This is a genomic window from Pseudomonas sp. Seg1 (assembly GCF_018326005.1).
GTDB lineage: Bacteria > Pseudomonadota > Gammaproteobacteria > Pseudomonadales > Pseudomonadaceae > Aquipseudomonas.
This window is the reverse complement of sequence record NZ_AP021903.1, coordinates 5455861-5476736: the sequence shown is the minus strand read 5'-3', so window position 1 is coordinate 5476736 and position 20876 is coordinate 5455861. Positions and strand designations below refer to the sequence as shown.

23 protein-coding genes and 1 pseudogene are annotated in these 20876 nt (G+C 59.4%); 12 read left to right on the top strand and 12 right to left on the bottom strand.

Annotated elements, in window-relative coordinates:
- Nucleotides 1-11: 11 nt before the first annotated feature.
- The 4 genes from KI231_RS24530 to KI231_RS24515 form a co-directional block, all read right to left on the bottom strand.
- Nucleotides 12-953, bottom strand: a complete 942-nt coding sequence (locus tag KI231_RS24530; RefSeq protein WP_213026564.1) for a MerR family transcriptional regulator — start codon at nt 951-953, stop codon at nt 12-14.
- The gene (locus KI231_RS24525) at nt 953-1915 is read right to left on the bottom strand and encodes a YbgA family protein (RefSeq protein WP_213026563.1); all 963 of its coding nucleotides are present in this window, start codon (nt 1913-1915) and stop codon (nt 953-955) included. Before KI231_RS24525 ends, KI231_RS24530 begins: the two co-directional genes overlap by 1 nt.
- Nucleotides 1916-2130: 215 nt before the next feature.
- Complete coding sequence (locus KI231_RS24520) at nt 2131-2346, bottom strand: TIGR02450 family Trp-rich protein (RefSeq protein WP_103306090.1); 216 nt, start codon at nt 2344-2346, stop codon at nt 2131-2133.
- On the bottom strand, nt 2343-3329 hold the full coding sequence (locus tag KI231_RS24515; RefSeq protein WP_095190602.1) for an NAD(P)/FAD-dependent oxidoreductase: 987 nt from the start codon (nt 3327-3329) through the stop codon (nt 2343-2345). The genes KI231_RS24520 and KI231_RS24515 overlap by 4 nt, the downstream gene beginning before the upstream one ends.
- A gap of 197 nt (nt 3330-3526) precedes the next feature.
- Here KI231_RS24515 and KI231_RS24510 point away from each other — a divergent pair, with 197 nt between their 5' ends.
- Nucleotides 3527-4429: a TIGR01777 family oxidoreductase gene (locus KI231_RS24510; protein WP_103306092.1), complete on the top strand. Its 903-nt coding sequence runs from the start codon at nt 3527-3529 to the stop codon at nt 4427-4429.
- Between the two features lie 13 nt (nt 4430-4442).
- Nucleotides 4443-5468 (top strand): ferrochelatase, encoded by a 1026-nt coding sequence (gene hemH, locus KI231_RS24505; protein WP_213026562.1) that lies wholly within the window; start codon nt 4443-4445, stop codon nt 5466-5468.
- Between the two features lie 145 nt (nt 5469-5613).
- Here hemH and KI231_RS24500 read toward each other — a convergent pair whose 3' ends face one another.
- Together KI231_RS24500 and upp are read right to left on the bottom strand one after the other, a co-directional pair.
- Nucleotides 5614-6888, bottom strand: coding sequence for a uracil-xanthine permease family protein (locus tag KI231_RS24500; RefSeq protein WP_103306094.1), 1275 nt, complete (start codon nt 6886-6888; stop codon nt 5614-5616).
- 2 nt (nt 6889-6890) lie between these two features.
- A complete protein-coding gene (upp, locus tag KI231_RS24495) occupies nt 6891-7529 on the bottom strand; it encodes a uracil phosphoribosyltransferase (protein ID WP_007912842.1) in 639 nt (212 codons plus the stop codon).
- 162 nt (nt 7530-7691) lie between these two features.
- On the opposite strand from upp, the gene KI231_RS24490 reads away from it, so the two are divergent.
- The 3 genes from KI231_RS24490 (at nt 7692) to KI231_RS24480 (ending at nt 9267) form a co-directional block, all read left to right on the top strand.
- A complete protein-coding gene (locus KI231_RS24490) occupies nt 7692-8249 on the top strand; it encodes a hypoxanthine-guanine phosphoribosyltransferase (RefSeq protein WP_003228116.1) in 558 nt (185 codons plus the stop codon).
- Nucleotides 8250-8430: 181 nt separating this feature from the next.
- A complete protein-coding gene (locus tag KI231_RS24485; RefSeq protein WP_213026561.1) occupies nt 8431-8916 on the top strand; it encodes a hypothetical protein in 486 nt (161 codons plus the stop codon).
- A 63-nt stretch (nt 8917-8979) separates the two neighbouring features.
- On the top strand, nt 8980-9267 hold the full coding sequence (locus tag KI231_RS24480) for a PA4642 family protein (protein WP_213026560.1): 288 nt from the start codon (nt 8980-8982) through the stop codon (nt 9265-9267).
- Between the two features lie 253 nt (nt 9268-9520).
- Here KI231_RS24480 and mqo read toward each other — a convergent pair whose 3' ends face one another.
- Nucleotides 9521-11029, bottom strand: coding sequence for a malate dehydrogenase (quinone) (gene mqo / locus KI231_RS24475; protein WP_103306097.1), 1509 nt, complete (start codon nt 11027-11029; stop codon nt 9521-9523).
- Between the two features lie 705 nt (nt 11030-11734).
- Entirely contained in the window at nt 11735-11968 is a 234-nt protein-coding gene (locus KI231_RS24470; protein WP_042561026.1) for a hypothetical protein, read from the bottom strand.
- Nucleotides 11969-12173: 205 nt separating this feature from the next.
- Between KI231_RS24470 and KI231_RS24465 the strand changes: the two genes are divergently transcribed.
- Complete coding sequence (locus KI231_RS24465; protein ID WP_095190594.1) at nt 12174-12758, top strand: YajG family lipoprotein; 585 nt, start codon at nt 12174-12176, stop codon at nt 12756-12758.
- A 111-nt stretch (nt 12759-12869) separates the two neighbouring features.
- Here KI231_RS24465 and KI231_RS24460 read toward each other — a convergent pair whose 3' ends face one another.
- Complete coding sequence (locus KI231_RS24460) at nt 12870-13076, bottom strand: hypothetical protein (protein WP_103306252.1); 207 nt, start codon at nt 13074-13076, stop codon at nt 12870-12872.
- Nucleotides 13077-13267: 191 nt separating this feature from the next.
- Between KI231_RS24460 and KI231_RS24455 the strand changes: the two genes are divergently transcribed.
- On the top strand, nt 13268-13546 hold the full coding sequence (locus KI231_RS24455; protein ID WP_103306248.1) for a hypothetical protein: 279 nt from the start codon (nt 13268-13270) through the stop codon (nt 13544-13546).
- 142 nt (nt 13547-13688) lie between these two features.
- Here the strand turns inward: KI231_RS24455 and KI231_RS24450 are convergent, their stop codons facing one another.
- Complete coding sequence (locus KI231_RS24450; RefSeq protein ID WP_177431448.1) at nt 13689-14852, bottom strand: 1-acyl-sn-glycerol-3-phosphate acyltransferase; 1164 nt, start codon at nt 14850-14852, stop codon at nt 13689-13691.
- Between the two features lie 141 nt (nt 14853-14993).
- Between KI231_RS24450 and KI231_RS24445 the strand changes: the two genes are divergently transcribed.
- The 4 genes from KI231_RS24445 to KI231_RS24430 all read left to right on the top strand — a co-directional run bounded on the left by KI231_RS24445 (nt 14994) and on the right by KI231_RS24430 (nt 17378).
- Nucleotides 14994-15176 carry a CPXCG motif-containing cysteine-rich protein gene (locus KI231_RS24445; protein WP_103306246.1) on the top strand — a complete coding sequence of 61 codons (183 nt, stop codon included), beginning with the start codon at nt 14994-14996 and terminating at the stop codon, nt 15174-15176.
- Between the two features lie 9 nt (nt 15177-15185).
- Nucleotides 15186-15446, top strand: a complete 261-nt coding sequence (locus tag KI231_RS24440; protein ID WP_025109321.1) for a putative signal transducing protein — start codon at nt 15186-15188, stop codon at nt 15444-15446.
- 36 nt (nt 15447-15482) lie between these two features.
- Nucleotides 15483-16106 carry an SOS response-associated peptidase gene (locus tag KI231_RS24435; protein ID WP_213026559.1) on the top strand — a complete coding sequence of 208 codons (624 nt, stop codon included), beginning with the start codon at nt 15483-15485 and terminating at the stop codon, nt 16104-16106.
- Nucleotides 16107-16235: 129 nt separating this feature from the next.
- Nucleotides 16236-17378: an IS481 family transposase gene (locus tag KI231_RS24430; protein ID WP_212809692.1), complete on the top strand. Its 1143-nt coding sequence runs from the start codon at nt 16236-16238 to the stop codon at nt 17376-17378.
- Nucleotides 17379-17602: 224 nt separating this feature from the next.
- Here KI231_RS24430 and KI231_RS30440 read toward each other — a convergent pair whose 3' ends face one another.
- Entirely contained in the window at nt 17603-18346 is a 744-nt protein-coding gene (locus KI231_RS30440) for a methyl-accepting chemotaxis protein (RefSeq protein WP_371919333.1), read from the bottom strand.
- 111 nt (nt 18347-18457) lie between these two features.
- Nucleotides 18458-18655: pseudogene (locus tag KI231_RS30435) on the bottom strand (HAMP domain-containing protein); the annotation flags it as partial.
- 1349 nt (nt 18656-20004) lie between these two features.
- On the opposite strand from KI231_RS30435, the gene KI231_RS24420 reads away from it, so the two are divergent.
- Entirely contained in the window at nt 20005-20823 is an 819-nt protein-coding gene (locus tag KI231_RS24420; RefSeq protein WP_103306243.1) for a M48 family metallopeptidase, read from the top strand.
- Nucleotides 20824-20876: the final 53 nt, after the last annotated feature.

The following is a 20876-nucleotide window of genomic DNA, read 5'->3' as shown; positions in this document are numbered from 1 at the left end:
CGTCGCGTCCATTAAATCTGCCCACGCTGAACGAGTGCCTGGTGCGCTGATAGCGCGTCTTCAGCCAGGTACAGATCAGCCATCTCGCAAGTTTTTACGGACAACTCGGCGTGGTGGATGCACACCGTTGGTCCGACGATCATTTTTGGGCAACCGACGCCAGCCAAAAGTTTTGGCAACTGCCCAGGCTGCATGGCTTTGCTGGAATACAGCAGTACGCCGCGCGCTTGCAGATGTTCGACCGCCAGTGCCAGCTCTCCGGCCGGCACCGGCCAGTCAAACACTTGTACCGGGCAATCGGCGCTGCTGATCAGCCACGCGCACAGCCACAGATGAGGTTCCAGTGGCAGGTCGGAATGATTGATCAGCAACAGAGGGGCGGCGTGCAATTGACGATTGTTATGGTAGATGCGTGCGCCGAATTTGCTGCGTAACCATGAATAAAAAAAGACTTGCTCCATCTGCGCGCCGAACTGGCCCTGCCAGCGCTGTTCGAGTTCGGCCAGCAGCGGCAGTAGCAATTGCTCGCACAGCGTGCGCGGCGGGTAGAGCGCCATGGCTTGATTGACGCTGTCGTCGAGGGCGCGTTCGTCGAGTTGGGTAACGGCCGCCAGTAGCGCGTGTTGCAAGCGTTGCCAGTCATTTTCTACCGGTTCGCTGAAGGCCTGCGCCGTGTCGAGCAGCGGCTTGACCTGACTGACCGCGACGCCGCGATTGAGCCAAGTGAGGATGGTCAGGATGCGTTGCACATGTTCGGCCGAATACAACCGGTGCCCCTTGGGCGTGCGCTGGGGGATGACCAGGCCGTAACGGCGCTCCCATGCACGCAGGGTGATCGCATTGACGCCAGTCTGGCGCGCCACTTCGCGAATCGGCAGCCAGCCTTCGTCGAGGGCTTTCTTGAAGTCGGCGCCGAGGTCTTCCTGGGCGCTGGTGTCGAGTTTGTCGTTCATCAAATGGCGTTTCGCAGGCTGAGATTTTCCGGGTGCGGCTGTAGGTAAACCTGCTGCGCAATGTATGGATCGGGATGGAGACGGAAGTGATGCTTGAGCAGCGTCAGCGGCACCACCAGCGGCACGATGCCTTGGCGGTACTGGCCGATGACGTGAACCATTTCCTGTTTATCTTCGGCGCTGATCGCCTGTTTCAGATAGCCGCTGATGTGCAGCAGCACGTTGCAGTGAGTACCGCGTGTGGCGCATTTTTTCAGTGCCGCCATCAGTTGGCTGAAATAGCGCGGGCCGAGTTCGGCGGGATCGCTCTGCGCCATGTTGCCCAACAGCTTGCCCAGCGCTTTGTATTGCGGCGGGTTGTGGGCCATCAGCAGGTATTTGTAGCGTGAGTGGAATTCGGTGAGCGCGCGGCGGCTCAAGCCTTGAGCGAGCACTTGCTGCCAGGCGCTGTAGGCGAGCACGCGAGTGATGAAGTTTTCCCGCAGCACCGGATCGTTGAGGCGTCCGGCTTCTTCCACCGGCAGGTCCGGGTGTTGTGCGCAGAAAGCCTGGGCGTAGATGCCGCGTCCACCGCCATTCACCGGGGCGCCGTTGGCGTGATAGACCTTGACTCGTTCGAGGCCGCAGGACGGTGATTGCTGCATGAAGATATAGCCGCAGAGGTCATCGAGTTCGGCAGCCATTTTTTGCCCGTATTCGGCAAGGGGGGCGGTGACGTTGATCGCCGGGTTGACGGTGCCGATGGCTTCTGGGTTTTGTGGGTCGCCGACCAGGCGGATCGGCTCGCGGGGAATACCCAGGCCGATGGAGACTTCCGGGCAGAGCGGGACGAATTCGAAATATTCAGCGAGCGTGCGGCTGCACAGTCGCGATTCCTTGTGTCCGCCGTTGTAGCGCACCTCGGCACCCAGCAGGCAAGCGCTGATGGCTATCTTTGGTTTGAGCGCGGAAGATTCGGACATGGGCACCTCAAATCTATACCTGTACACAGAACGATCTCTGTACAACTTTTTATTAGCATAGATTCAATGGTGTACAAGTCAAACAATTTGTATAAGTTTTGAGGTTGAATGCGATCTCTGGAGGAGTGAGCCTGCTCGCGATCGCGGTCGGGCATTCAATGTTTGTGTTGACTGACAAACTGTCATCGCGAGCAGGCTCACTCCTACAAGGGGATCTATTGCCAACCCAATAACCAGTGTTCGCTGTTTTTGAGGCTGTGCCAATCGAGTCGTTCGGCACGTTTGGTCAACACCGCTTGCAGTTCAACTTCCAGCACCGTGCCGTCCTCATCACGGATCAGTTCGGTGACCAGAAAATGCTTTTCGCGGTTCTGCGGGTGGGCTGCTGTCCATTTCGACAGCAGCAGTTTTTGCGGATTGAGGCGGTTCACTGCAGGTGTTCGTGCAAACGGCGAGCGGCTTCCTGGCCGCTGAGCCAGGCACCCTCAACGCGCCCGGACAGGCACCAGTCGCCGCAGGCGTACAAGCCCAGATCGGCATCCGCCAGCGTGCCCCATTCGTGGCCGGTTGCAGGCCGGGCGTAGAGCCAGCGGTGGGCGAGGCTGAAGGTCGGCGCGGGCATGGCGCTGTGCAACAGTTCGGCGAACGCACCGTGCAGTTGCTCGATCACCGCTTCCTTGGGCAGGTCGATGTGTTGCCGGCTCCAGGCACTGGTGGCGTGCAGCACCCAGGTGTCGAGGGTGTTGTCGCGCCCGGGTTTGCTGCGGTTGCGCGCCAGCCAGTCGAGCGGGCTGTCTTGCACGAAGCAGCCTTCGATGGGTGTATCCAGCGGCGTATCGAAGGCTAGGGCGACGGCCCAGGTCGGGTCCATTTTCACCCCGGCGGCGGCGCCGGCCAGTTTCGGTGCGGCGGCCAGCAGCGCGGTGGCTTGCGGGGCCGGCGTGGCAATCACGACATGGCTGAAGGGCCCGTGAGTGAAGCCTTCGGCGTCTTGCAGATGCCAGTGTTCTTCGCCACGAAAGACCTCGGTGATGCGGCAGGCGAAATGCACCTCCAGACCGTCGAGCAAGCCGCGAGTGATGGCGCTCATCCGTGGCGCGCCGACCCAGCGCGTCTGCTCGTCCGGCGACAGGTTCAGTTGTCCGCCCTGGAAGGTGTAGAGCTGCGGCGTCCACTCGGCGACCCAGCCCTGGCTTTGCCAACGCTGGACCTCGGTGACAAAACGCCGGTCGCGAGCGGTGAAATATTGTGCGCCCATGTCCAGCGATCCGGCGTCGCTGCGCTTGCTCGACATGCGTCCGCCGCTGCCGCGGCTTTTATCGAACAATTGGACGGTGTGCCCGGTCTCAGTCAGAGCCTGAGCAGCCGAGAGACCGGCGATGCCGGTGCCGATGATTGCGATAGGTACAGTCATAGGGGCCTCGTTTACCTTTCTGTACAGACTACGCCGTGGATGAAACCTGTACAATTTTGTTTTTTGGTATAACTTCCAGCATTCTCGTTCTGACAGCTTGGCCTATGGTTAAACAATAGAGCCTGCCCAATAGAAAAGATCCCTGCTTATAAAAATAGACTAGTGATCCGGGTAAAACGCCACGCGAGGAAGAAGTCATGCACATATTGCTGACCGGCGGTACTGGTTTGATAGGACGCCAGCTCTGCCGGCATTGGTTGGCGCAGGGCCATCGCTTGTCGGTGTGGAGCCGGCGCCCGGAAAAAGTTGGCAAAATCTGTGGTGCTCAGGTGCGTGGTATCGCGCGTCTGGAAGACCTCGGTGATGAGCCCGTGGACGCCATTATCAATCTGGCCGGTGCGCCGATTGCCGATCGACTGTGGACGCATCGGCGCAAAGCGCTGCTGTGGAGCAGTCGTATCAAGCTGACGGAAACCCTGTTGGCCTGGCTCGAAACACGGGCGCAGAAACCCGCGCTGCTGATTTCCGGATCGGCGATTGGCTGGTACGGCGACGGCGGTGAGCGTGAGTTGAGCGAAGACTCGCCGCCGGTGATCGACGATTTCGCCAGCCAGTTGTGCATCGCCTGGGAGGAAACCGCCCTGCGTGCCGAATCGCTGGGGATCCGTGTGGTGCTGGTGCGCACTGGTCTGGTGTTGTCGGCCGAGGGCGGCTTTTTGTCGCGGCTGTTGCTGCCGTTCAAACTCGGGCTGGGCGGGCCGTTGGGCAATGGTCGGCAGTGGATGCCGTGGATTCACATTGATGATCAAATCGCCCTGATTGATTTTCTTCTGCACCGCGATCAGGCGCGTGGTCCTTATAATGCGTGCGCGCCAAAACCTGTGCGCAATCGCGAATTTGCCAAGACGCTGGGCAGCGTATTGCACCGCCCGGCGTTCATGCCGATGCCGACGCTGGCGTTGAAAGTCGGCCTTGGCGAAATGTCTTTGTTGTTGCTCGGCGGCCAACGGGCCACGCCGGCACGCTTGCTGGAAGCGGGCTTCACTTTCCAGTTCACGGATTTACGCGCGGCCCTGGATGATCTCTCCAGCCGCCTCTGAAATAGGACGTTGCATGACCGATCACGCCTTGCTTCTGGTCAACCTGGGTTCCCCGGCCTCCACCTCGGTGGCCGACGTGCGCAGCTACCTCAATCAATTTCTGATGGACCCGTATGTAATCGACCTGCCGTGGCCGGTGCGGCGTCTGCTGGTCTCGTTGATCCTGATCAAACGCCCCGAGCAATCGGCGCATGCCTACGCGTCGATCTGGTGGGAGGAAGGCTCGCCGCTGGTGGTGCTCAGCCGACGCTTGCAAGAGCAGATGAAGGCGCAGTGGAAGCACGGCCCGGTCGATTTGGCGATGCGTTACGGCGAGCCTTCCATTGAAACGTGCCTGACCAGACTGGTCGCAGCGGGGCACAAGCGCATCACGCTGGCGCCACTTTATCCACAGTTTGCCGACAGCACGACGACCACGGTGATCGAAGAGGCCAAGCGTGTGATCCGCGCGAAGAAGCTCGATGTGCAGTTGTCGATCCTGCAACCGTTCTACGATCAGCCGGAATACCTCGAAGCCTTGGTCGCCAGCGCCAAGCCGCATTTGCAGCAGGAGTACGATCACTTGTTGCTGAGCTTTCACGGTTTGCCGGAACGCCATCTGACCAAGCTCGACCCGACCGGCAATCACTGCTTCAAGAATGAAGACTGCTGCAAGAACGCTTCACCGGCGGTATTGGCTACCTGTTATCGCGCGCAGTGCTTGCGTACTGCGGCGCTCTTCGCCGAGCGCATGGGCTTGCCGGATGGCAAATGGTCGGTGTCCTTTCAGTCACGATTGGGCAGGGCGAAATGGATCGAGCCGTACACCGAAGCGCGGCTGGATGAACTGGCAAAAAGTGGCGTGAAAAAGATTCTGGTGATGTGCCCGGCGTTCGTTGCCGACTGCATCGAGACGCTGGAAGAGATTGGCGATCGCGGCAAGGAGCAGTTCCGCGAAGCGGGGGGCGAGGAGCTGGTGCTGGTGCCGTGCCTCAATGACGATCCGCAATGGGCGAAGGCGTTGGCCACCCTATGTGAACGAGCGCCGTTGGCCCTCTAAAAGCCAAAAGCATCGCGGGCAAGCCCGCTCCCACATGATCGTTCCCACGCTCTGCGTGGGAATGCCTCTAGGGACGCTCTGCGTCCAGTGACGCGGAGCGTCACGGGCTGCATTCCCACGCAGAGCGTGGGAACGATCAGCTTGATCAGATCAGCGGCTCATCCGCCTTCTTGTTCTTCCAGCCATCATTGCCCGGCAGAATCAGGTTCAGCGCAATCGCCACCACCGCGCACAGCGCGATGCCTTTGAGGCCGAAATCGTCAGGACCAGTGCCGGTACCGACGAGTACACCGCCAATGCCGAACACCAGCGTCACCGAAACGATCACCAGGTTACGCGCCTCGCCCAGGTCGATCTTGTGACGGATCAGGGTGTTCATCCCCACCGCCGCGATCGAACCGAACAACAGGCACAGAATCCCACCCATCACCGGCACCGGAATGCTTTGCAGCAGCGCCCCAAACTTGCCGATGAACGCCAGGCTGATGGCGAAGATCGCCGCCCAGGTCATGATTTTCGGGTTGTAGTTCTTGGTCAGCATCACCGCGCCAGTCACTTCGGCGTACGTAGTGTTAGGCGGACCGCCGAACAGGCCGGCAGCCGTGGTGGCAATGCCGTCACCCAGCAGGGTGCGGTGCAAGCCCGGCTTCTTCAGGTAATCGCGACCGGTCACGCTGCCAACGGCAATCACGCCACCGATGTGCTCGATGGCCGGAGCCAATGCCACGGGAACGATGAACAGAATCGCCTGCCAGTTGAACTCCGGCGCAGTGAAGTGCGGAATCGCGAACCACGGCGCAGCGGCAATCTTCGCGGTGTCGACCACGCCGAAATAGAACGCCATGCCGAAGCCGACCAGTACGCCCGAGATGATCGGCACCAGACGGAAGATGCCTTTGCCGAACACCGCCACGATCAACGTGGTCAGCAGCGCCGGCATCGAGATCATCATCGCGGTCTGGTAGTGGATCAGTTCGGAGCCATCGCCAGCCTTGCCCATCGCCATGTTCGCGGCAATCGGCGCCATGGCCAGGCCGATGGAAATGATCACCGGACCAATCACCACCGGCGGCAGCAGACGGTCAATGAATCCCGTGCCTTTGATCTTCACGGCGAGGCCGAGGAAGGTGTAGACGAAACCGGCCGCCATCACACCGCCCATGGTCGCGGCAAGGCCGAATTGGCCCTTGGCGAGGATGATCGGGGTGATGAAAGCGAAGCTCGACGCCAGAAACACCGGCACCTGACGCCCGGTGACGATCTGGAACAGAATCGTCCCTAAGCCCGCGGTAAACAGTGCCACGTTCGGGTCCAGGCCGGTGATCAGCGGCATCAGCACCAAAGCGCCGAAAGCCACGAACAGCATCTGGGCGCCGGACAGCACCGTGCGCCAGAGCGGATCGTTGAACTCTTGCTGCATGGTCACGCGTCCTTCTGCTTGGTGCCGAAGATCTTGTCACCCGCATCGCCAAGCCCAGGAATGATGTAACCGTGTTCGTTCAAACGCTCATCAATGGACGCGGTGTAGATGGTCACGTCCGGGTGAGCCTTCTCGACGGCAGCAATGCCTTCCGGCGCGGCAACCAGCACCATCGCGCGGATGTCTTTGCAGCCAGCCTTTTTCAGCAGGTCAATGGTCGCAACCATCGAGCTGCCGGTGGCGAGCATCGGGTCGATGATCATCGCCAACCGTTCGTCGATTTCCGGAACCAATTTTTCCAGATAGGTGTGGGCTTGCAGGGTTTCTTCGTTGCGGGCGACACCCACAGCGGAAACCTTGGCACCCGGGATCAGGCTCAGCACGCCTTCCAGCATGCCGATGCCGGCGCGCAGGATCGGCACGACGGTGATCTTCTTGCCGGCGATTTTCTCGACCGACACGGTGCCGCACCAACCTGCGATATCGTAGGATTCGAGCGGCAAATCTTTTGTAGCTTCATAGGTCAACAGGGCGCCTACTTCCTGAGCAAGCTCGCGGAAATTCTTGGTGCTGATGTCAGCGCGGCGCATCAGGCCGAGTTTATGGCGGATCAGCGGGTGGCGGATCTCGAGGATGGGCATGGAAAAACTCCGGCGGCGGGCAAAAAAACCGGCCTAGATTAATCTATCCGAGGGTGATGTCCTATAGGACATTGAGTACGTTAGTCCATTAAGGCTTGATTCGACCTCGCGGGATGCGTACCTTTGCCCGCTTTTCCGAAAAACATCCCCCTGGAGAGCGCCATGTCCGCTGATCTCGAGCATATCCGTCAAATCATGCGAGAGGCTGACTGCCTGTACACCGAGTCTGAAGTCGAGGCTGCCATCGCCCGCGTCGGTGCACAAATCAACGAACAACTGGCTGACAGCAACCCGGTGGTGTTCTGCGTGATGAACGGCGGCCTGATCTTCTCCGGCAAGCTGCTGACTCACCTGCAATTCCCGCTGGAAGCGTCCTACCTGCACGCTACCCGCTATCGCAACGAAACCAGCGGCGGCGACCTGTTCTGGAAAGCCAAGCCGGAAGTCTCGTTCATCGACCGCGACGTGCTGATCATCGACGACATCCTCGACGAAGGTCACACCCTGGGCGCGATCATCGACTTCTGCAAACACGCCGGCGCGCGCAAAGTGCACACCGCCGTGCTGATCGACAAGGATCACGACCGCAAGGCGCGTCCTGACCTGAAAGCCGATTTCGTCGGCCTGCCGTGCGTTGACCGTTACATCTTCGGTTACGGCATGGATTACAAAGGCTACTGGCGCAACGCCAACGGGATCTTTGCCGTTAAAGGCATGTAATCCCGGGCTAGCCCGATCCCTGTGGGAGCGGGCTTGCCCGCGATGGCGGACTGTCTGACACATCAATGTTGGATGTGCCGACGCTATCGCGGGCAAGCCACGCTCCCACAGTTGTTTTGTGTGTGCTGATCCGTTTTGTACACCCATGCTAGAGTGCTCGGCCCCGCCTCCGGAGCCTGTCATGCGCCTCTTGATCCGCAGCTTTGCCGCCCTGTTGCTGGCCATCAGCCTGCCAATTTCTGCCGCCCCGGCCCCGATGCACAGCCAATTTCTGCCGCCGGACGATCTGACCCTGCGCGATGCCGAACCTGAACAGCAACAACTGCTGCAGGTCACCGACTATTCCGTGGTAGTCGGTGCGCAACGCCAATCCAATCAGCAACCGATCCCGGTCACATCCCCGCTGATGATCCGCCTCAAGGGCAAATCCCTGAACAAAGGCGCGACGATCACTCAGGTGCTGGTCAATTTCGATGGCGAAAGCAAAAGCCTGAAAAAGCCGCTGTATGACGACAAGAGCAAAACCCTGACGTTGTTCTACCCGCTGGCCCAATATCGCGTGGTCATCGATCTGCTGCGCAACGATACCGTCTATGTGCAGTTCCTCAGCTACGCCAATGGTCATATCTGGGCCGATTTGCACACCGGCAGCGTGCGCACGCGTTGAGCCCGGCGGCAGGGCAGGGGTAAACTGCCTGCCCCGTGTAATGTCTGCGAGCTGGAGTCGGCAATGCGTAAAGATAAGAAACAAGTGATTGGTGACGAGATCGGCGATGAGCAGATCAAGCTGTTCCTCGATTTTGAGCCGGTCGACGCCACTTCGCCGTCGCTGCACAAACTGGTCAAGGCTTATCGTGGTCTGCGCATTGATGATTTCGAGCGCTTTCTGACCTTCTTTGTCGAGGCAGGATATGACATCGATGGCAAGGACGAGCAGGGCAAGACCTTCGTTGACCTGATCGCTGATCAACGCAACGCCCCGGACTACATCGAGCTGATCGAAAAGTCCCGTACCTGAGGTCACCCGATACCTGTGGCGAGGGGATTCATCCCCGATGGGCTGCGAAGCGGCCCCAAAATCTGAATGCATGGTGTATCAGGCACTCCGCATGCACCGGATTTGCGACTGCTGCGCAGCCGATCGGGGCGGTGCGACGTTTCGCTAAATCCCCTCGCCACAAAAGTAGGTGAGCCAGCAGTGTTGGTTTTTACCCCAGCATAAAAAAACGCCCCGCACTCACTGAGTACGGGGCGTTTTTCATGCCGCAAGATCAAGCGAAGCTTGGGGTCTCGCTGCTTTCTTCAACCAGTTCCAGGGCGATGTTGTTCTGCGTGTTGATCTTGCGATACAGCGCAGCATCGGTTTCCAGAACCTTTTCACGGGCCGGGAAGATCTCGGCCAGTTTGCCAGCCCATTCACCCTTGGCCTTGGCCGGGAAGCACTTCTCGATCAGTTCCAGCATGATCGAAACAGTCACCGAAGCGCCTGGCGAAGCGCCGAGCAGGGCGGCGAGGGAACCGTCCTTCGCGGCCACCAGTTCGGTACCGAACTGCAGGATGCCACCCTTTTTCGGGTCTTTCTTGATGATCTGCACCCGTTGGCCGGCCACTTCCAGGCGCCAGTCTTCGGCTTTCGCCTCAGGGTAGAAGCGGCGCAGGGAGTCCAGGCGCTGCTCCATCGATTGCATCACTTCGCTGACCAGATATTTGGTCAGGTCCATGTTGTTTTTCGCCACCGCCAGCATTGGGCCGATGTTGCCGGCGCGAACCGACAGCGGCAGGTCCATGAAGGAACCGTGCTTGAGGAACTTGGTGGTGAAACCGGCGTATGGCCCGAACAGCAGGGATTTCTTGCCATCGACTACGCGGGTGTCCAGATGCGGTACCGACATCGGCGGAGAGCCGACGGCAGCCTGGCTGTAAACCTTGGCCTGGTGATGCTTGACCACTTCCGGGTTGTCGCAACGCAGCCACTGGCCGCTGATCGGGAAGCCGCCGAAGCCTTTGCTTTCTTCGATGCCCGAGGCTTGCAGCAGTGGCAGAGCCGCGCCGCCCGCGCCGAGGAAGACGAATTTGGCATCGACTTCACGGCTGCTGCCGCTGTTGACGTCCTTGATGCTGACGGTCCAGCCGGCGCCATTACGCTTGAGGCCGGTCACGCGTTTGCAGTATTTGACCTGAGTATCCGGAGCGCTGGTCAGGTGCTTGAGCAACTGATTGGTCAGGGCGCCGAAATTGACGTCGGTGCCGTTCATCACGCGGGTGGCGGCGAGGACTTCGTCCGGCGAGCGGCCCGGCATCATCAGCGGCATCCACTCGGCCATTTTGGCCTTGTCTTCGGTGTATTCCATGTCGGAGAAGGCGTGGTGCTTGCTCAGCACGTTGAAGCGTTCCTTGAGGAACGACACGCCTTTGTCGCCCTGCACGAAACTCAGGTGCGGCACCGGACTGATGAAGGATTTGCACGAGCCGAAGGTGCCTTTCTTGGTCAGGTATGACCAGAACTGCTTGGACACTTCGAACTGGGTGTTGATGTGCACGGCTTTCTTGATGTCGACGGTGCCGTCGGCAGCCTGCGGCGTGTAGTTCAGCTCGCACAGGCCGGCGTGACCGGTACCGGCGTTGTTCCACGGGTTGGAACTCTCCGCAGCACCGGAATCCATCAGCTCGACGACTTCCAGCTTGATCGCGGGGTCGAGCTCTTTGAGCAGCACGGCAAGGGTGGCACTCATGATGCCGGCCCCAACCAGTACTACGTCGACTGCTTCGTTATGCGCCATTTAACGCGTCTCCAAAATCTGCAGCACCAAATTGTCGGCATGGCTGCCAGGCGTTCCGGGACAGATCTGTTGTGCCCCAGCTATCCATGGTCAGGTCGCCATGTCCGAATCTTCGCAATTTTTCGCAACTTCGACGGATGCGTGCGGCCTGGCTTCAAGAGCTCCATGAACTCATTTCAGCACGTGGCTGGCAATTCGACTTATGGTCGAGACATCCGTTTTTGTGCAACCAAATCCGTAGCGGACAGGCTTCAGGCTCCGATATTCGAGGTATACCCGGTCCTGTGTCGTTGGGCTGTTTCAGACGCTAATGGTGCATGTTCAGACGCAAAACTATTCATTTGCTCGCCACACTCTTGTGAAGTTGTGAAAACCCGTTTTTTTCACGCTCTTTTGAAGACGTGAACCTCAAAAAGGGCTGTCGAAGCCTGGCACCGTGCCCGCAAAGGCAAAACAGCTCGGTGGCAGAGCGTAATGACAGCTCTGCAGATTCGCGAAAAGCGGGGTTTTGCCGGAAGAACAGGCAAGCGCGCCAACTTCACTCGATCTGTGTGGGCGGCTCTCTGTGGGCGATTTTGATGCCAATGCAAGCGCATTGACGCTGTTGCGGGGCCCGATCAGGAGACGTCCTTATAATCGGGGGGAGATTGTATCGAAGAAATGCGCGGAGTTGCTCGTGTTTAATGACTTTTATTAGGCATCCGGTCAGATGCTCAACTGCACCTGGGCCCGTGCGCGCATTTGTCGCGGTACGACCCGTGCGCTGGCCGGCAGCGGCTGGTTCAACCAGGTGAGGCGGATTTCTTCGATTTCCACCCAGCCATCGCCCATCGGTTGCAGGCTGCACTGCTTGAACGCCTGGCAGTGGCCGTTGCGGTCGAGCAGGGCAAAGCTGCGGTGCAGCGGACGTGGAGCGAACAACGAGATCAGATAACGCATGGCCGAGTACCTTGTTGGAGGACTGATTGGAAGGTTGCCCAACGGCCGTGACGTCAAGGTGTATGGGCGGTGAAGAATCTGTGACAGGAACCGCTTTCGACGGGGTTTGTCAGACATTTCAGTATTCACTGCGCGATGCTGGTGAGCTGCAGTGGCCCACCGCTATACTGCCGGCCTGTTTGTGCCTGATTCTGGAGAGAAGAGCATGTTGCAACGCCTGTTGTTCGGTTTGATCACTGTGGCCGGTTTGACCCTGGCCGGCTGCGCCCACAGCCCGCAACAACTGAGCCCGGAGCCGAAGCTGACCACGCAGTTGGCTGCGGTCGGCCGTGGCCAGCCTGTGGTAGTACGTGTGGTCGACGGTCGTCCGTCGCCAACCCTCGGCACCCGTGGCGGTCTGTACCCGGAAACCAGCGCCATCACCGTGCAGCGCGAGCAGATCCTGCCGAAGTTGCAGGCTCAGGCGGAAGCCGCCGTGCGTTTGCTCGGCTTCACCCCGACCAACAACGCGCCAAACGCGCCGCAGCTGACCGTGACCCTGGCCGAGCTGAAATACCAGTCGCCGAAAGAAGGCATGTACGTGACCGAAGCGACCATCGGCGCAACCTTCCGCTCCGACGTGCAGAACGCCAACCGTCGCTACAGCGGCCGTTACGGTGCTTCGCTGGACCAGCGTTTCGGCATGGCACCGAACCAGGAAACCAACACCAAACTGGTCAGCGATGTATTGAGCGATGCGTTGACGCGTCTGTTCAAGGACCCGACTGTGGGTCAGGTGCTTGCTGAGTAAGGCAATCGCCTGATGTGAAAAAGCCCGGGGCCAGTGATGGTTTCGGGCTTTTTCATGTCTGCACGACTTCCCTGAATGACCCAAGCCGCCTCTCACAGAAGCAGTGGTGTGTCAGGCGGCCTGTGAGTAAAAGTCGAGCACGCTGACCCCCGTCAGCAAATCGGTCTCGGGCAAATCCGCATGCTGGTGCCCGCCCAGCGCGCAATACACCAGCCAATGGCGATCCTGAACATTGAAGGCGAGGCTGCCGACGAGGCTTTGCTGTTCGTCGTAAGGGGCGATGAGGTACAGGCGATCCTGGTTTTCAGCGTGAAGCATGTCGCGTTCCGTGTCGGTTTCGAGGCGCGCATGGTGGTGCATCTACATGACGAAGCCGTGACACAGGACAGCCATCGGTCGATTGTTGGGTTATTTGTCGTAAAGGGCAGGCGTCGGGGGCAGGTTTCGGTAGAATCCCGCCGCGGTCGTCGGTCTGGCGTCCGCCACACCGATTACGTTTGAGGTCTGTGATGTCGCTGCATTTGATGACGCTGTTTACCGCCCATCCCGCCAAATTGATCAACCTGCTCGCGCTGTTATTGGCGTTCCCGGGCAGTTGGCTGCTGCACGCGACCCGCCGCCGTGAACAGCGCGCGATGGCCAGCATTGCTGCTCAGCGTCAGGCGCAACCGAACGCCGAGCCGATCCTCGATTGGGCAACGCTGCGCATGAACCGGTTTTTCTACCGTTTCGGGTTTGCCTGCCTCGGCCTGGCCCTGATCATCTCGTGGATCAGCACCCGCTTCTGAAGCGAATGCAAAACCTTGTGGTGAGGGGATTTATCCCCGATGGCCTGCGCAGCAGGCCCATGATTTCTCAGGCAGAAACCTGGGGCCGCTTCGCGCGCCATCGGGGATAAATCCCCTCGCCACAGGTGCGCAGCGCTGTTGATTACAGCGGCAACCCAGCCTTGACCCGGTACTGATTACGCACCGGCGTCGCATATTGCAGCACCAGATACGGTCGATGCTCCTCAGGGCAGGCATCCAGTCGGCTCAGCCATTCTTCCTGCGCCTTGGCCAGTTCATCCGCCGGGAACACCTCGGCAGCCTTTGGCACATTCAGCGCCGGATCAGCTTCCGCCCACTGTGCATACGCCAGGTAGTGCACCGGGAATAACCGGTAGCCGCCGAGAATCTGCTTGTCCATTTCGACTGCCAATTGCTTGGTGTCTTCGAACAGTTCTTTGATCGGCGCCGCGAAGTTCACGTGCACGCGGCCCTTGTAGCCGGTGATGCCCTTGGCGATGCTCACGTCATCCTCGCCCGGTGCCTTCGCGTAAGTGCCAGTGGTGGCGCGGATGTACAGCTCGCGGGCCTTGGCCTGGTCGCACGGGTCGTATTCGTAACTGATCGACACCGGGGTGACGTTCAGCGACTGGATCACTTCGCCGAACGGCTCGTCCTTGCGGCTCATGTGAAACATCTTGAGGATCGCCGACTCGGTACGGTCGTCGCCATCCTTCGCCCGGCCTTCAGCCTGAGCAATCCAGATCGACGCGCAATCGTTGCGGATCGAGTGGTTGATGTACGCCGAGAGCAATTGATAGGCGGCCATTTTCTCGCGGCGCCCGGTGATCGAGCGGTGCACGATAAAACTTTTGTTCAAGCGCATCAGGTCGCTGACAAACGGCTTTTGCAGCAGGTTGTCGCCAATTGCGATGCGCGGCGTCGGCAGGCCGGCGTGGTACACGGCGTAGTTGACGAAGGCCGGATCCATCACGATATCGCGATGGTTGGCGATGAACAGATAAGCGCTGCCGGACTTGAATTGCTCGACACCGGTGTAGGTCACGCCGTCGGTGGCGCGCTCGATAGTGTGGTCGACGTAAGACTCGACCTTGTCCTGCAAACTCGCCACCGAGGTCACGTCGGCAAACTCACGACGCAGCCGATGGGCTATAAGTGGTTTGAGCATCCAGCCGAAGGCACCGGCAAAACGCGGGAAGCGGAAGTGGGTGAGGATATCTAGAAACGCCTTGTCGCCGAGCAGCCTTGCCAGTACCACAGGTACTTCGCTGTCGTCGTAAGGTCGGATGGCATCGAATTCGCCCATCATGCTCTCTTGTTGGAAACGGCTAGGGTAAGTAAAGGTGTTGATCAAACACCACGGGGCACGGTCTGAAAAAGTAGCCAGACAAAAATAGCCCTGCAAATAGACCGGCGATTATACGCACAAGTCACTTGGGAGACCGCGATGCTGGAAACCGCACTGTATGAATGTCCGTATTGTGGTGAAGAGGTCGAGACGACGGTGGACCTGTCCGCTGGGGATCAGACCTACATCGAGGACTGTCAGGTGTGTTGTCGGCCGATCACGTTCGTATTGCAGGTACATGAAGAGGATTGGTTTCTGGAAGTCTTCAGCGAAAACGAGTGAGGCGCGCCCATGCAGCGAATCTACGAGCCGGAAAACCTGATGGAAGGCGAAATGCTCAAGGGCATGCTCGCCAGCGAAGGCATCGAGGCGCACCTGGTGGGGCGCGATCTGCTCGGCGGTACGGGTGAACTGCCAATTTTTGGCCTGTTGGGACTGTCGGTCGACAACGATCAGGCCGAGTACGCCCGCGAGTTGATCACCGCGTACAATGCCGCGCTGCCGCTGCCCGGCGATGAACCGGAGAGCTTCCCCGGTACGCTGGTCTGTTAGGCTGACGTTCGTTTTACTTCTGAGTCGTGTTGCCCCATGTGTGGACGTTATGCCCTGTTTCGCTGGAACCGTGATTTCGCGGCCCTGCCAGGTTTTCCTGCCGATCAACTGGCGCAGTGGAACATTTCCCCCAGTGATTCGGTGTTGATGCTGCGTGCCGCTGAAGACGGCCAGCGCACATTGGCCCGTGCGCGCTGGGGGCTTACGCCACCGTGGCTGACCGATCTGTCGCGCACGCCAGCGCATGCCCGGGCGGAAACCGTGGCCGAGCAACCGATGTTTCGTGAAGCCTTGCGTCTGCGTCGTTGCCTGCTGCCGGCCAACGGCTTTTATGAATGGCGTGGCACCCAGCGCAAACGCCCGTACTGGCTGACGCCGGGGGAGGGCTCCTCGCTGTTTTTTGCGGCGATCTGGGAAGCGTATCCGGTGCAGGAACAGGTGTGGCTGAGCACGGCGGTGATCACGCAAGCGGCGGCCAGTCAGCGCCGGCCGTTGATTCTCGATGAGGCCGGGCAGGCGGCGTGGCTGGATCCCGCGACGCCGTTGCATGTCTTGCAGGGTCTGCTCGCCAGTGAACCTGCCGCGCTGCGTGAGCGGGTGTTGGCGAATATGGTCAATGATCCGAAGCTCAATGGGCCGGAGTGTCTGACGCCGGGTTAAAGCCTGTAGATCAAAAGCCCCTCACCCTAACCCTCTCCCTGTATGTACCGGAGACATGGTGGACAGGTGTTCGGAGACATGGTGGACACTTTTTAATAGACACATTGCTCATCACCAAGGAGATGACCTGTGTCCTGGGAAGAGGTGTCCACCGTGCAGCTTCGTTCAGAGTTCGTGCATTTGGCTCGGCAAGAAGGAGCCAATGTCCGGCAGCTTTGCCGCCGATTCAATATCAGCCCAAGCACTGCCTACAAATGGCTCAACAGGTTTGAAACTTCAGGTGCAGAGGGCTTGATCGATCAGTCTCGACGACCGAAGACGTCACCCAAACGCTGCGCTGACGAGGTTGAGCAGCAGATTCTGACCGTGAGTGAGGAATACGCGGCTTGGGGCGCTCGCAAGCTCAAACGTGTGCTGGAAGACAGCGGCGCAGTAATGCCTTCGGTCAGTACCGTGCATGCGGTTTTACAGCGTCATTCACGCGTTGATTCAAAGGCCGCTGAGATTAAACCGTTTATCCGCTTCGAGCATGAAGCGCCCAACGATCTTTGGCAGATGGACTTCAAGGGCCATATCAGCCTGGCTCAGGGACGTTGCCATCCGTTGACGATACTGGACGATCATTCGCGGTTTTCGCTGTGTATCGCGGCCTGCCTCGATGAGCGACGTGAAACCGTTCAGGAGCATCTAATCAGGGTCTTTCGGCGTCATGGTCTGCCTTTGCGCATGACGATGGACAACGGTTCACCCTGGGGTGACCAGACTGGCGTTTATACCGCGCTGGAGGTCTGGCTGATGAGTCAGGGCATCAAGGTCGGGCACTCTCGACCTTATCATCCGCAAACCCAAGGAAAGCTGGAACGCTTCCACCGCAGCCTGAAAAATGAAGTCCTGCGAGACCGACATTTTATTGATCTCAACGGTGCACAACGGGCGTTTGATATCTGGCGTGATATCTACAACCAGAAGCGTCCACATCAAGCGTTGGACATGCAGGTGCCTGCTACTCGCTACAGCAGCAGCCCACGGGAATATCAGGAGCAGCCCGCGGCGCCGGAGTACGACGATGGGGATGTGGTCAGGAAGGTTCAGGTGAAGGGCGAGATCTACTGGCGGAACCGTGAATACACAGTCGGAAAAGCTTTTTATGGGAGGTCAGTAGCTATCAGGGAAACGACGGAAGATGGCATCCACGATGTCTACTGGAGTAGACATCGTATTGCCCGAATCGACTTGAACTTGCAGATCGTTACGGCAGGTAAGAAGATCTAAAACCGTCCACCATGTCTCCGAACATGTGTCCACCATGTCTCCGGTACATACACTCCCGGAGGGAGAGGGGACTGATTGGGGGATATTGACGAAATACACCGACTTGAAAGGTCTGTACTGAATCCATAATCGACTCAGTTTCTCAGGTCGATGTGTCGTGCAAGACACCTCGGTCGGCCCCCTCTCCCTCCGGGAGAGGGCTGGGGTGAGGGGCTTTTGGCTTTTCAGACCTTGAACTGATTGATCAACCGCCGCTGCTGCTCCGCCAACTTGGTCAAATCAGCACTCGCCGAACTCGACTCATCCGCGCCGCCCGCCACTTCATTGGCTACCTGACCGATATTGATCACGTTGCGATTGATGTCATCGGCCACCGCGCTCTGCTCCTCGGCCGCACTGGCAATCTGCGTGTTCATGTCGTTGATCACCGACACCGCCCGGGTAATCGTCTCCAGCGCCTCAGCCGCTTTCGCCGCGTGCTGCACGCTTTCGTCGGTGCGGTTCTGGCTGTCTTCCATGACCCGCACCACGTCGCGCGTGCCCTGCTGCAGTTGCTGGATCATGGACTGGATTTCTTCGGTGGCTTTCTGGGTTTTCTGCGCCAGATTGCGTACTTCATCCGCCACCACCGCAAACCCGCGACCCTGTTCACCGGCTCGCGCAGCCTCAATCGCCGCGTTCAGCGCCAGCAGATTGGTCTGCTCGGCGATCCCGCGAATCGCGGTCAGAATCGCGTTGATATTCTCGCTGTCCTTGGCCAGCGTCTGCACCACTTCCACAGCCTTGCCGATTTCCACCGCCAGCACGCCAATCGAGTTCGACGTGTCGCGAACAATCTGCATGCCTTGACCGGCGGCCTGGTCGGCGTGGCTGGCGGCTTGCGCGGCCTGGGTGGCGTTGCGCGCCACGTCCTGCGCGGTGGCGGTCATTTCCTGCACCGCCGTGGCAACCTGATCAATCTCGGCCATCTGTTTCTGGATGCCGATGTTGGTGCGAATCGCAATGTCGGCCGTGTGTTCCGACGAATCGCTAACGCTCTGCACCGACGTCACCACTTGGGTGATCATCGCCTGCAACTTGCTCAGGAAAGTGTTGAAGCCCTTGGCGATCGAGCCCAGTTCATCGCTGCGGTCACTGCTCAAGCGCCGGGTCAGATCGCCCTCGCCCTGAGCGATGTCATCGAGCATGGCGACCATTTGCTTCAGTGGTCGGGCGATGCCGTGGCCGACCAGCCAGATCACCAACAGGCCGACGCCGGCGATGATCAGACCGACCATGGCCATGCCGAAGGTGTCGGATTTGCGTTGGGCGTCGAGGTCGGCCTGAAGTTTCTGCAAGTCAGCCATCACCGCGTTCAACGGCAATTGCAGCATCAGTGTCCAGCGTGCGTCGGTCTGGCCGATGCCGAACGGCAGGTACAGCTCGATGCGGCCCTTGTCCTTGTTGACTGAATAAGTGACTTCGCCGCGCTTGAGATTGGCCATGTTGGCAATCTGCTCGGCGTCGAGAATGTCGCTGACCTTCTCGCCGAATTTGCTCGTGTCCTTGGTGTAGGCGACGATCCGCCCGTTGCCGCCGACCAGCGCCATCTGCCCGGCGCCGCTATAAAGTTTCTGGTTGGCGCCCAGAAGCATTTCCTGGATGAAGTTCACCGACAGGTCGGCGCCGACGATGCCTTGGAACGCGCCGTTGAGCATGATCGGCTCAATGAATGAAGCGAGCATGACGATTTTGTCGCCGACCTTGTACGGCGCCGGATCGATCACGCAGGATTTCTTGCTCTCTTTCGAGCACAGGTAGTACTCGCTGGCGCGCACGCCGGTGGAGAGGACTTTCTGATCGTCGACGTCCACCAGTTTATCGAGGCCGAGCGTGCCGTCGTCATTACGGAACCACCACGGCAGGAAGCGCCCGTTGGCCGCATCGATACCCACCACGCTGTTGCCGATGTAGGCCGCGTCGTTGTGATCGAGGGCGTTTTTTTCCCAGCCGATGTAGGTGCCGAGAATCTTCGGGTTCTTCTCGACGTTCTCTTTGATCAGGCTGATCAGTTGCTCACGGCTGACGTTCAAGCGCGGCTGGCCATCGGCGCCCGGCGTGCCGAGCAGGGCGTTGACCCGTACGAGTCCGCCGGCAATCAGCAGCGGCGCTTCGAGTTCGCGCTGGATCTGGCTGACCTGGGTTTGTGCCAGCGAGGTCAGGCGCTGTTCGATGACTTGCTCGAACTGGGCCTGGGTGCGCTGTTGCACCATATCCTGAGTGCGGGCGCCGGAAAACAGCGCATACAGCACCAGCGCGGCGACCACGCTGAGAACGATGGCGCCGGCCAGGGCGGCGACGGAAAACTGGATCGACTTGAACTTCATGGGAGCTCCGCACGCAAGAGGACGTCTGCGCTGTTGTATCGGCAGCAGGCATTGCGCCATGAGTCGCGGCGAAGGGATTTGCCCAGGGATGTCGCAAATGGATCAGTGGGCGACGCCGTGGCAGAGGCTTGTCGGGCGCTGTGAATTTTTTACGACAGGGGTGCGGGAAATTTCTGAAAGTCGCTGCAATACGTCCGTTGTATCTGGCGTCGATACAATTACCCGCCTAGGATACGCGCAGGTTTTCAGGGAGCTTTTGAATGAACAAGACATTGGTTGTAAGTGCACTGAGCGCAGCGCTGTTGCTGGCCGGTTGTCAGTCGGTCAACACCACCAGCGGCGGCGCCGTGGGTGTGGAGCGCAAGCAGTACATGTTCAGCATGCTGTCCTCGCAAGAGGTCGACCAGATGTATGCCCAGTCGTATCAGAAGACCGTCGGCGAAGCATCGAGCAAAGGCGTGCTGGACAAGACCAGCCCAGAGGCCAAGCGGGTTCAGGCGATTGCCAACCGTTTGATCGCCCAGGCGCCGAACTTCCGTCCGGATGCGGCGCAGTGGCAGTGGGAAGTCAATCTGATCAAGAGCGATGAGCTCAACGCCAACTGTGGTCCTGGCGGCAAGATCATTTTCTATACCGGGCTGATCGACAGCCTGAAACTCACCGACGATGAAATCGCTGCGGTGATGGGCCATGAAATCGCCCACGCCTTGCGCGAGCACGGTCGTGAAGCGATGTCGAAAGCCTATGGCGTTGAAATGGCCAAGCAGGGCGCGGGCGCGTTGCTCGGTCTGGGTCAGGACAGTCTGGCGCTGGCCGACACCGTGGCCAACTACGGCATGACCTTGCCCAACAGCCGTGCCAACGAAAACGAAGCCGACCTGATTGGTCTGGAGCTGGCCGCACGCGCGGGCTACAACCCGAACGCGGCGATCACGCTGTGGAACAAGATGAGCAAGGCGTCGGAAGGTTCGCCGCCGGAGTTCATGAGCACTCACCCGGCATCGACCAGCCGGATTGCCTCGTTGCAAGCGGCGATCCCTAAGGTTATGCCGCTGTACGAACAGGCCCCGAAATCCTGAGTCGGTGATCGTTCCCACGCTCTGCGTGGGAATGTCTCAAGGGACGCTCCGCG

What these genes read in the sequence shown, in the direction of transcription:
- KI231_RS24530 (WP_213026564.1), bottom strand. Translation starts at nt 953, where the DNA reads ATGAACGACAAACTCGACACCAGCGCCCAGGAAGACCTCGGCGCCGAC.
- KI231_RS24525 (WP_213026563.1), bottom strand. Translation starts at nt 1,915, where the DNA reads ATGTCCGAATCTTCCGCGCTCAAACCAAAGATAGCCATCAGCGCTTGC.
- KI231_RS24515 (WP_095190602.1), bottom strand. Translation starts at nt 3,329, where the DNA reads ATGACTGTACCTATCGCAATCATCGGCACCGGCATCGCCGGTCTCTCG.
- KI231_RS24510 (WP_103306092.1), top strand. Translation starts at nt 3,527, where the DNA reads ATGCACATATTGCTGACCGGCGGTACTGGTTTGATAGGACGCCAGCTC.
- hemH (WP_213026562.1), top strand. Translation starts at nt 4,443, where the DNA reads ATGACCGATCACGCCTTGCTTCTGGTCAACCTGGGTTCCCCGGCCTCC.
- KI231_RS24500 (WP_103306094.1), bottom strand. Translation starts at nt 6,888, where the DNA reads ATGCAGCAAGAGTTCAACGATCCGCTCTGGCGCACGGTGCTGTCCGGC.
- upp (WP_007912842.1), bottom strand. Translation starts at nt 7,529, where the DNA reads ATGCCCATCCTCGAGATCCGCCACCCGCTGATCCGCCATAAACTCGGC.
- KI231_RS24490 (WP_003228116.1), top strand. Translation starts at nt 7,692, where the DNA reads ATGTCCGCTGATCTCGAGCATATCCGTCAAATCATGCGAGAGGCTGAC.
- KI231_RS24485 (WP_213026561.1), top strand. Translation starts at nt 8,431, where the DNA reads ATGCGCCTCTTGATCCGCAGCTTTGCCGCCCTGTTGCTGGCCATCAGC.
- KI231_RS24480 (WP_213026560.1), top strand. Translation starts at nt 8,980, where the DNA reads ATGCGTAAAGATAAGAAACAAGTGATTGGTGACGAGATCGGCGATGAG.
- mqo (WP_103306097.1), bottom strand. Translation starts at nt 11,029, where the DNA reads ATGGCGCATAACGAAGCAGTCGACGTAGTACTGGTTGGGGCCGGCATC.
- KI231_RS24470 (WP_042561026.1), bottom strand. Translation starts at nt 11,968, where the DNA reads ATGCGTTATCTGATCTCGTTGTTCGCTCCACGTCCGCTGCACCGCAGC.
- KI231_RS24465 (WP_095190594.1), top strand. Translation starts at nt 12,174, where the DNA reads ATGTTGCAACGCCTGTTGTTCGGTTTGATCACTGTGGCCGGTTTGACC.
- KI231_RS24460 (WP_103306252.1), bottom strand. Translation starts at nt 13,076, where the DNA reads ATGCTTCACGCTGAAAACCAGGATCGCCTGTACCTCATCGCCCCTTAC.
- KI231_RS24455 (WP_103306248.1), top strand. Translation starts at nt 13,268, where the DNA reads ATGTCGCTGCATTTGATGACGCTGTTTACCGCCCATCCCGCCAAATTG.
- KI231_RS24450 (WP_177431448.1), bottom strand. Translation starts at nt 14,852, where the DNA reads ATGGGCGAATTCGATGCCATCCGACCTTACGACGACAGCGAAGTACCT.
- KI231_RS24445 (WP_103306246.1), top strand. Translation starts at nt 14,994, where the DNA reads ATGCTGGAAACCGCACTGTATGAATGTCCGTATTGTGGTGAAGAGGTC.
- KI231_RS24440 (WP_025109321.1), top strand. Translation starts at nt 15,186, where the DNA reads ATGCAGCGAATCTACGAGCCGGAAAACCTGATGGAAGGCGAAATGCTC.
- KI231_RS24435 (WP_213026559.1), top strand. Translation starts at nt 15,483, where the DNA reads ATGTGTGGACGTTATGCCCTGTTTCGCTGGAACCGTGATTTCGCGGCC.
- KI231_RS30440 (WP_371919333.1), bottom strand. Translation starts at nt 18,346, where the DNA reads ATGGCCGAGATTGATCAGGTTGCCACGGCGGTGCAGGAAATGACCGCC.
- KI231_RS24420 (WP_103306243.1), top strand. Translation starts at nt 20,005, where the DNA reads ATGAACAAGACATTGGTTGTAAGTGCACTGAGCGCAGCGCTGTTGCTG.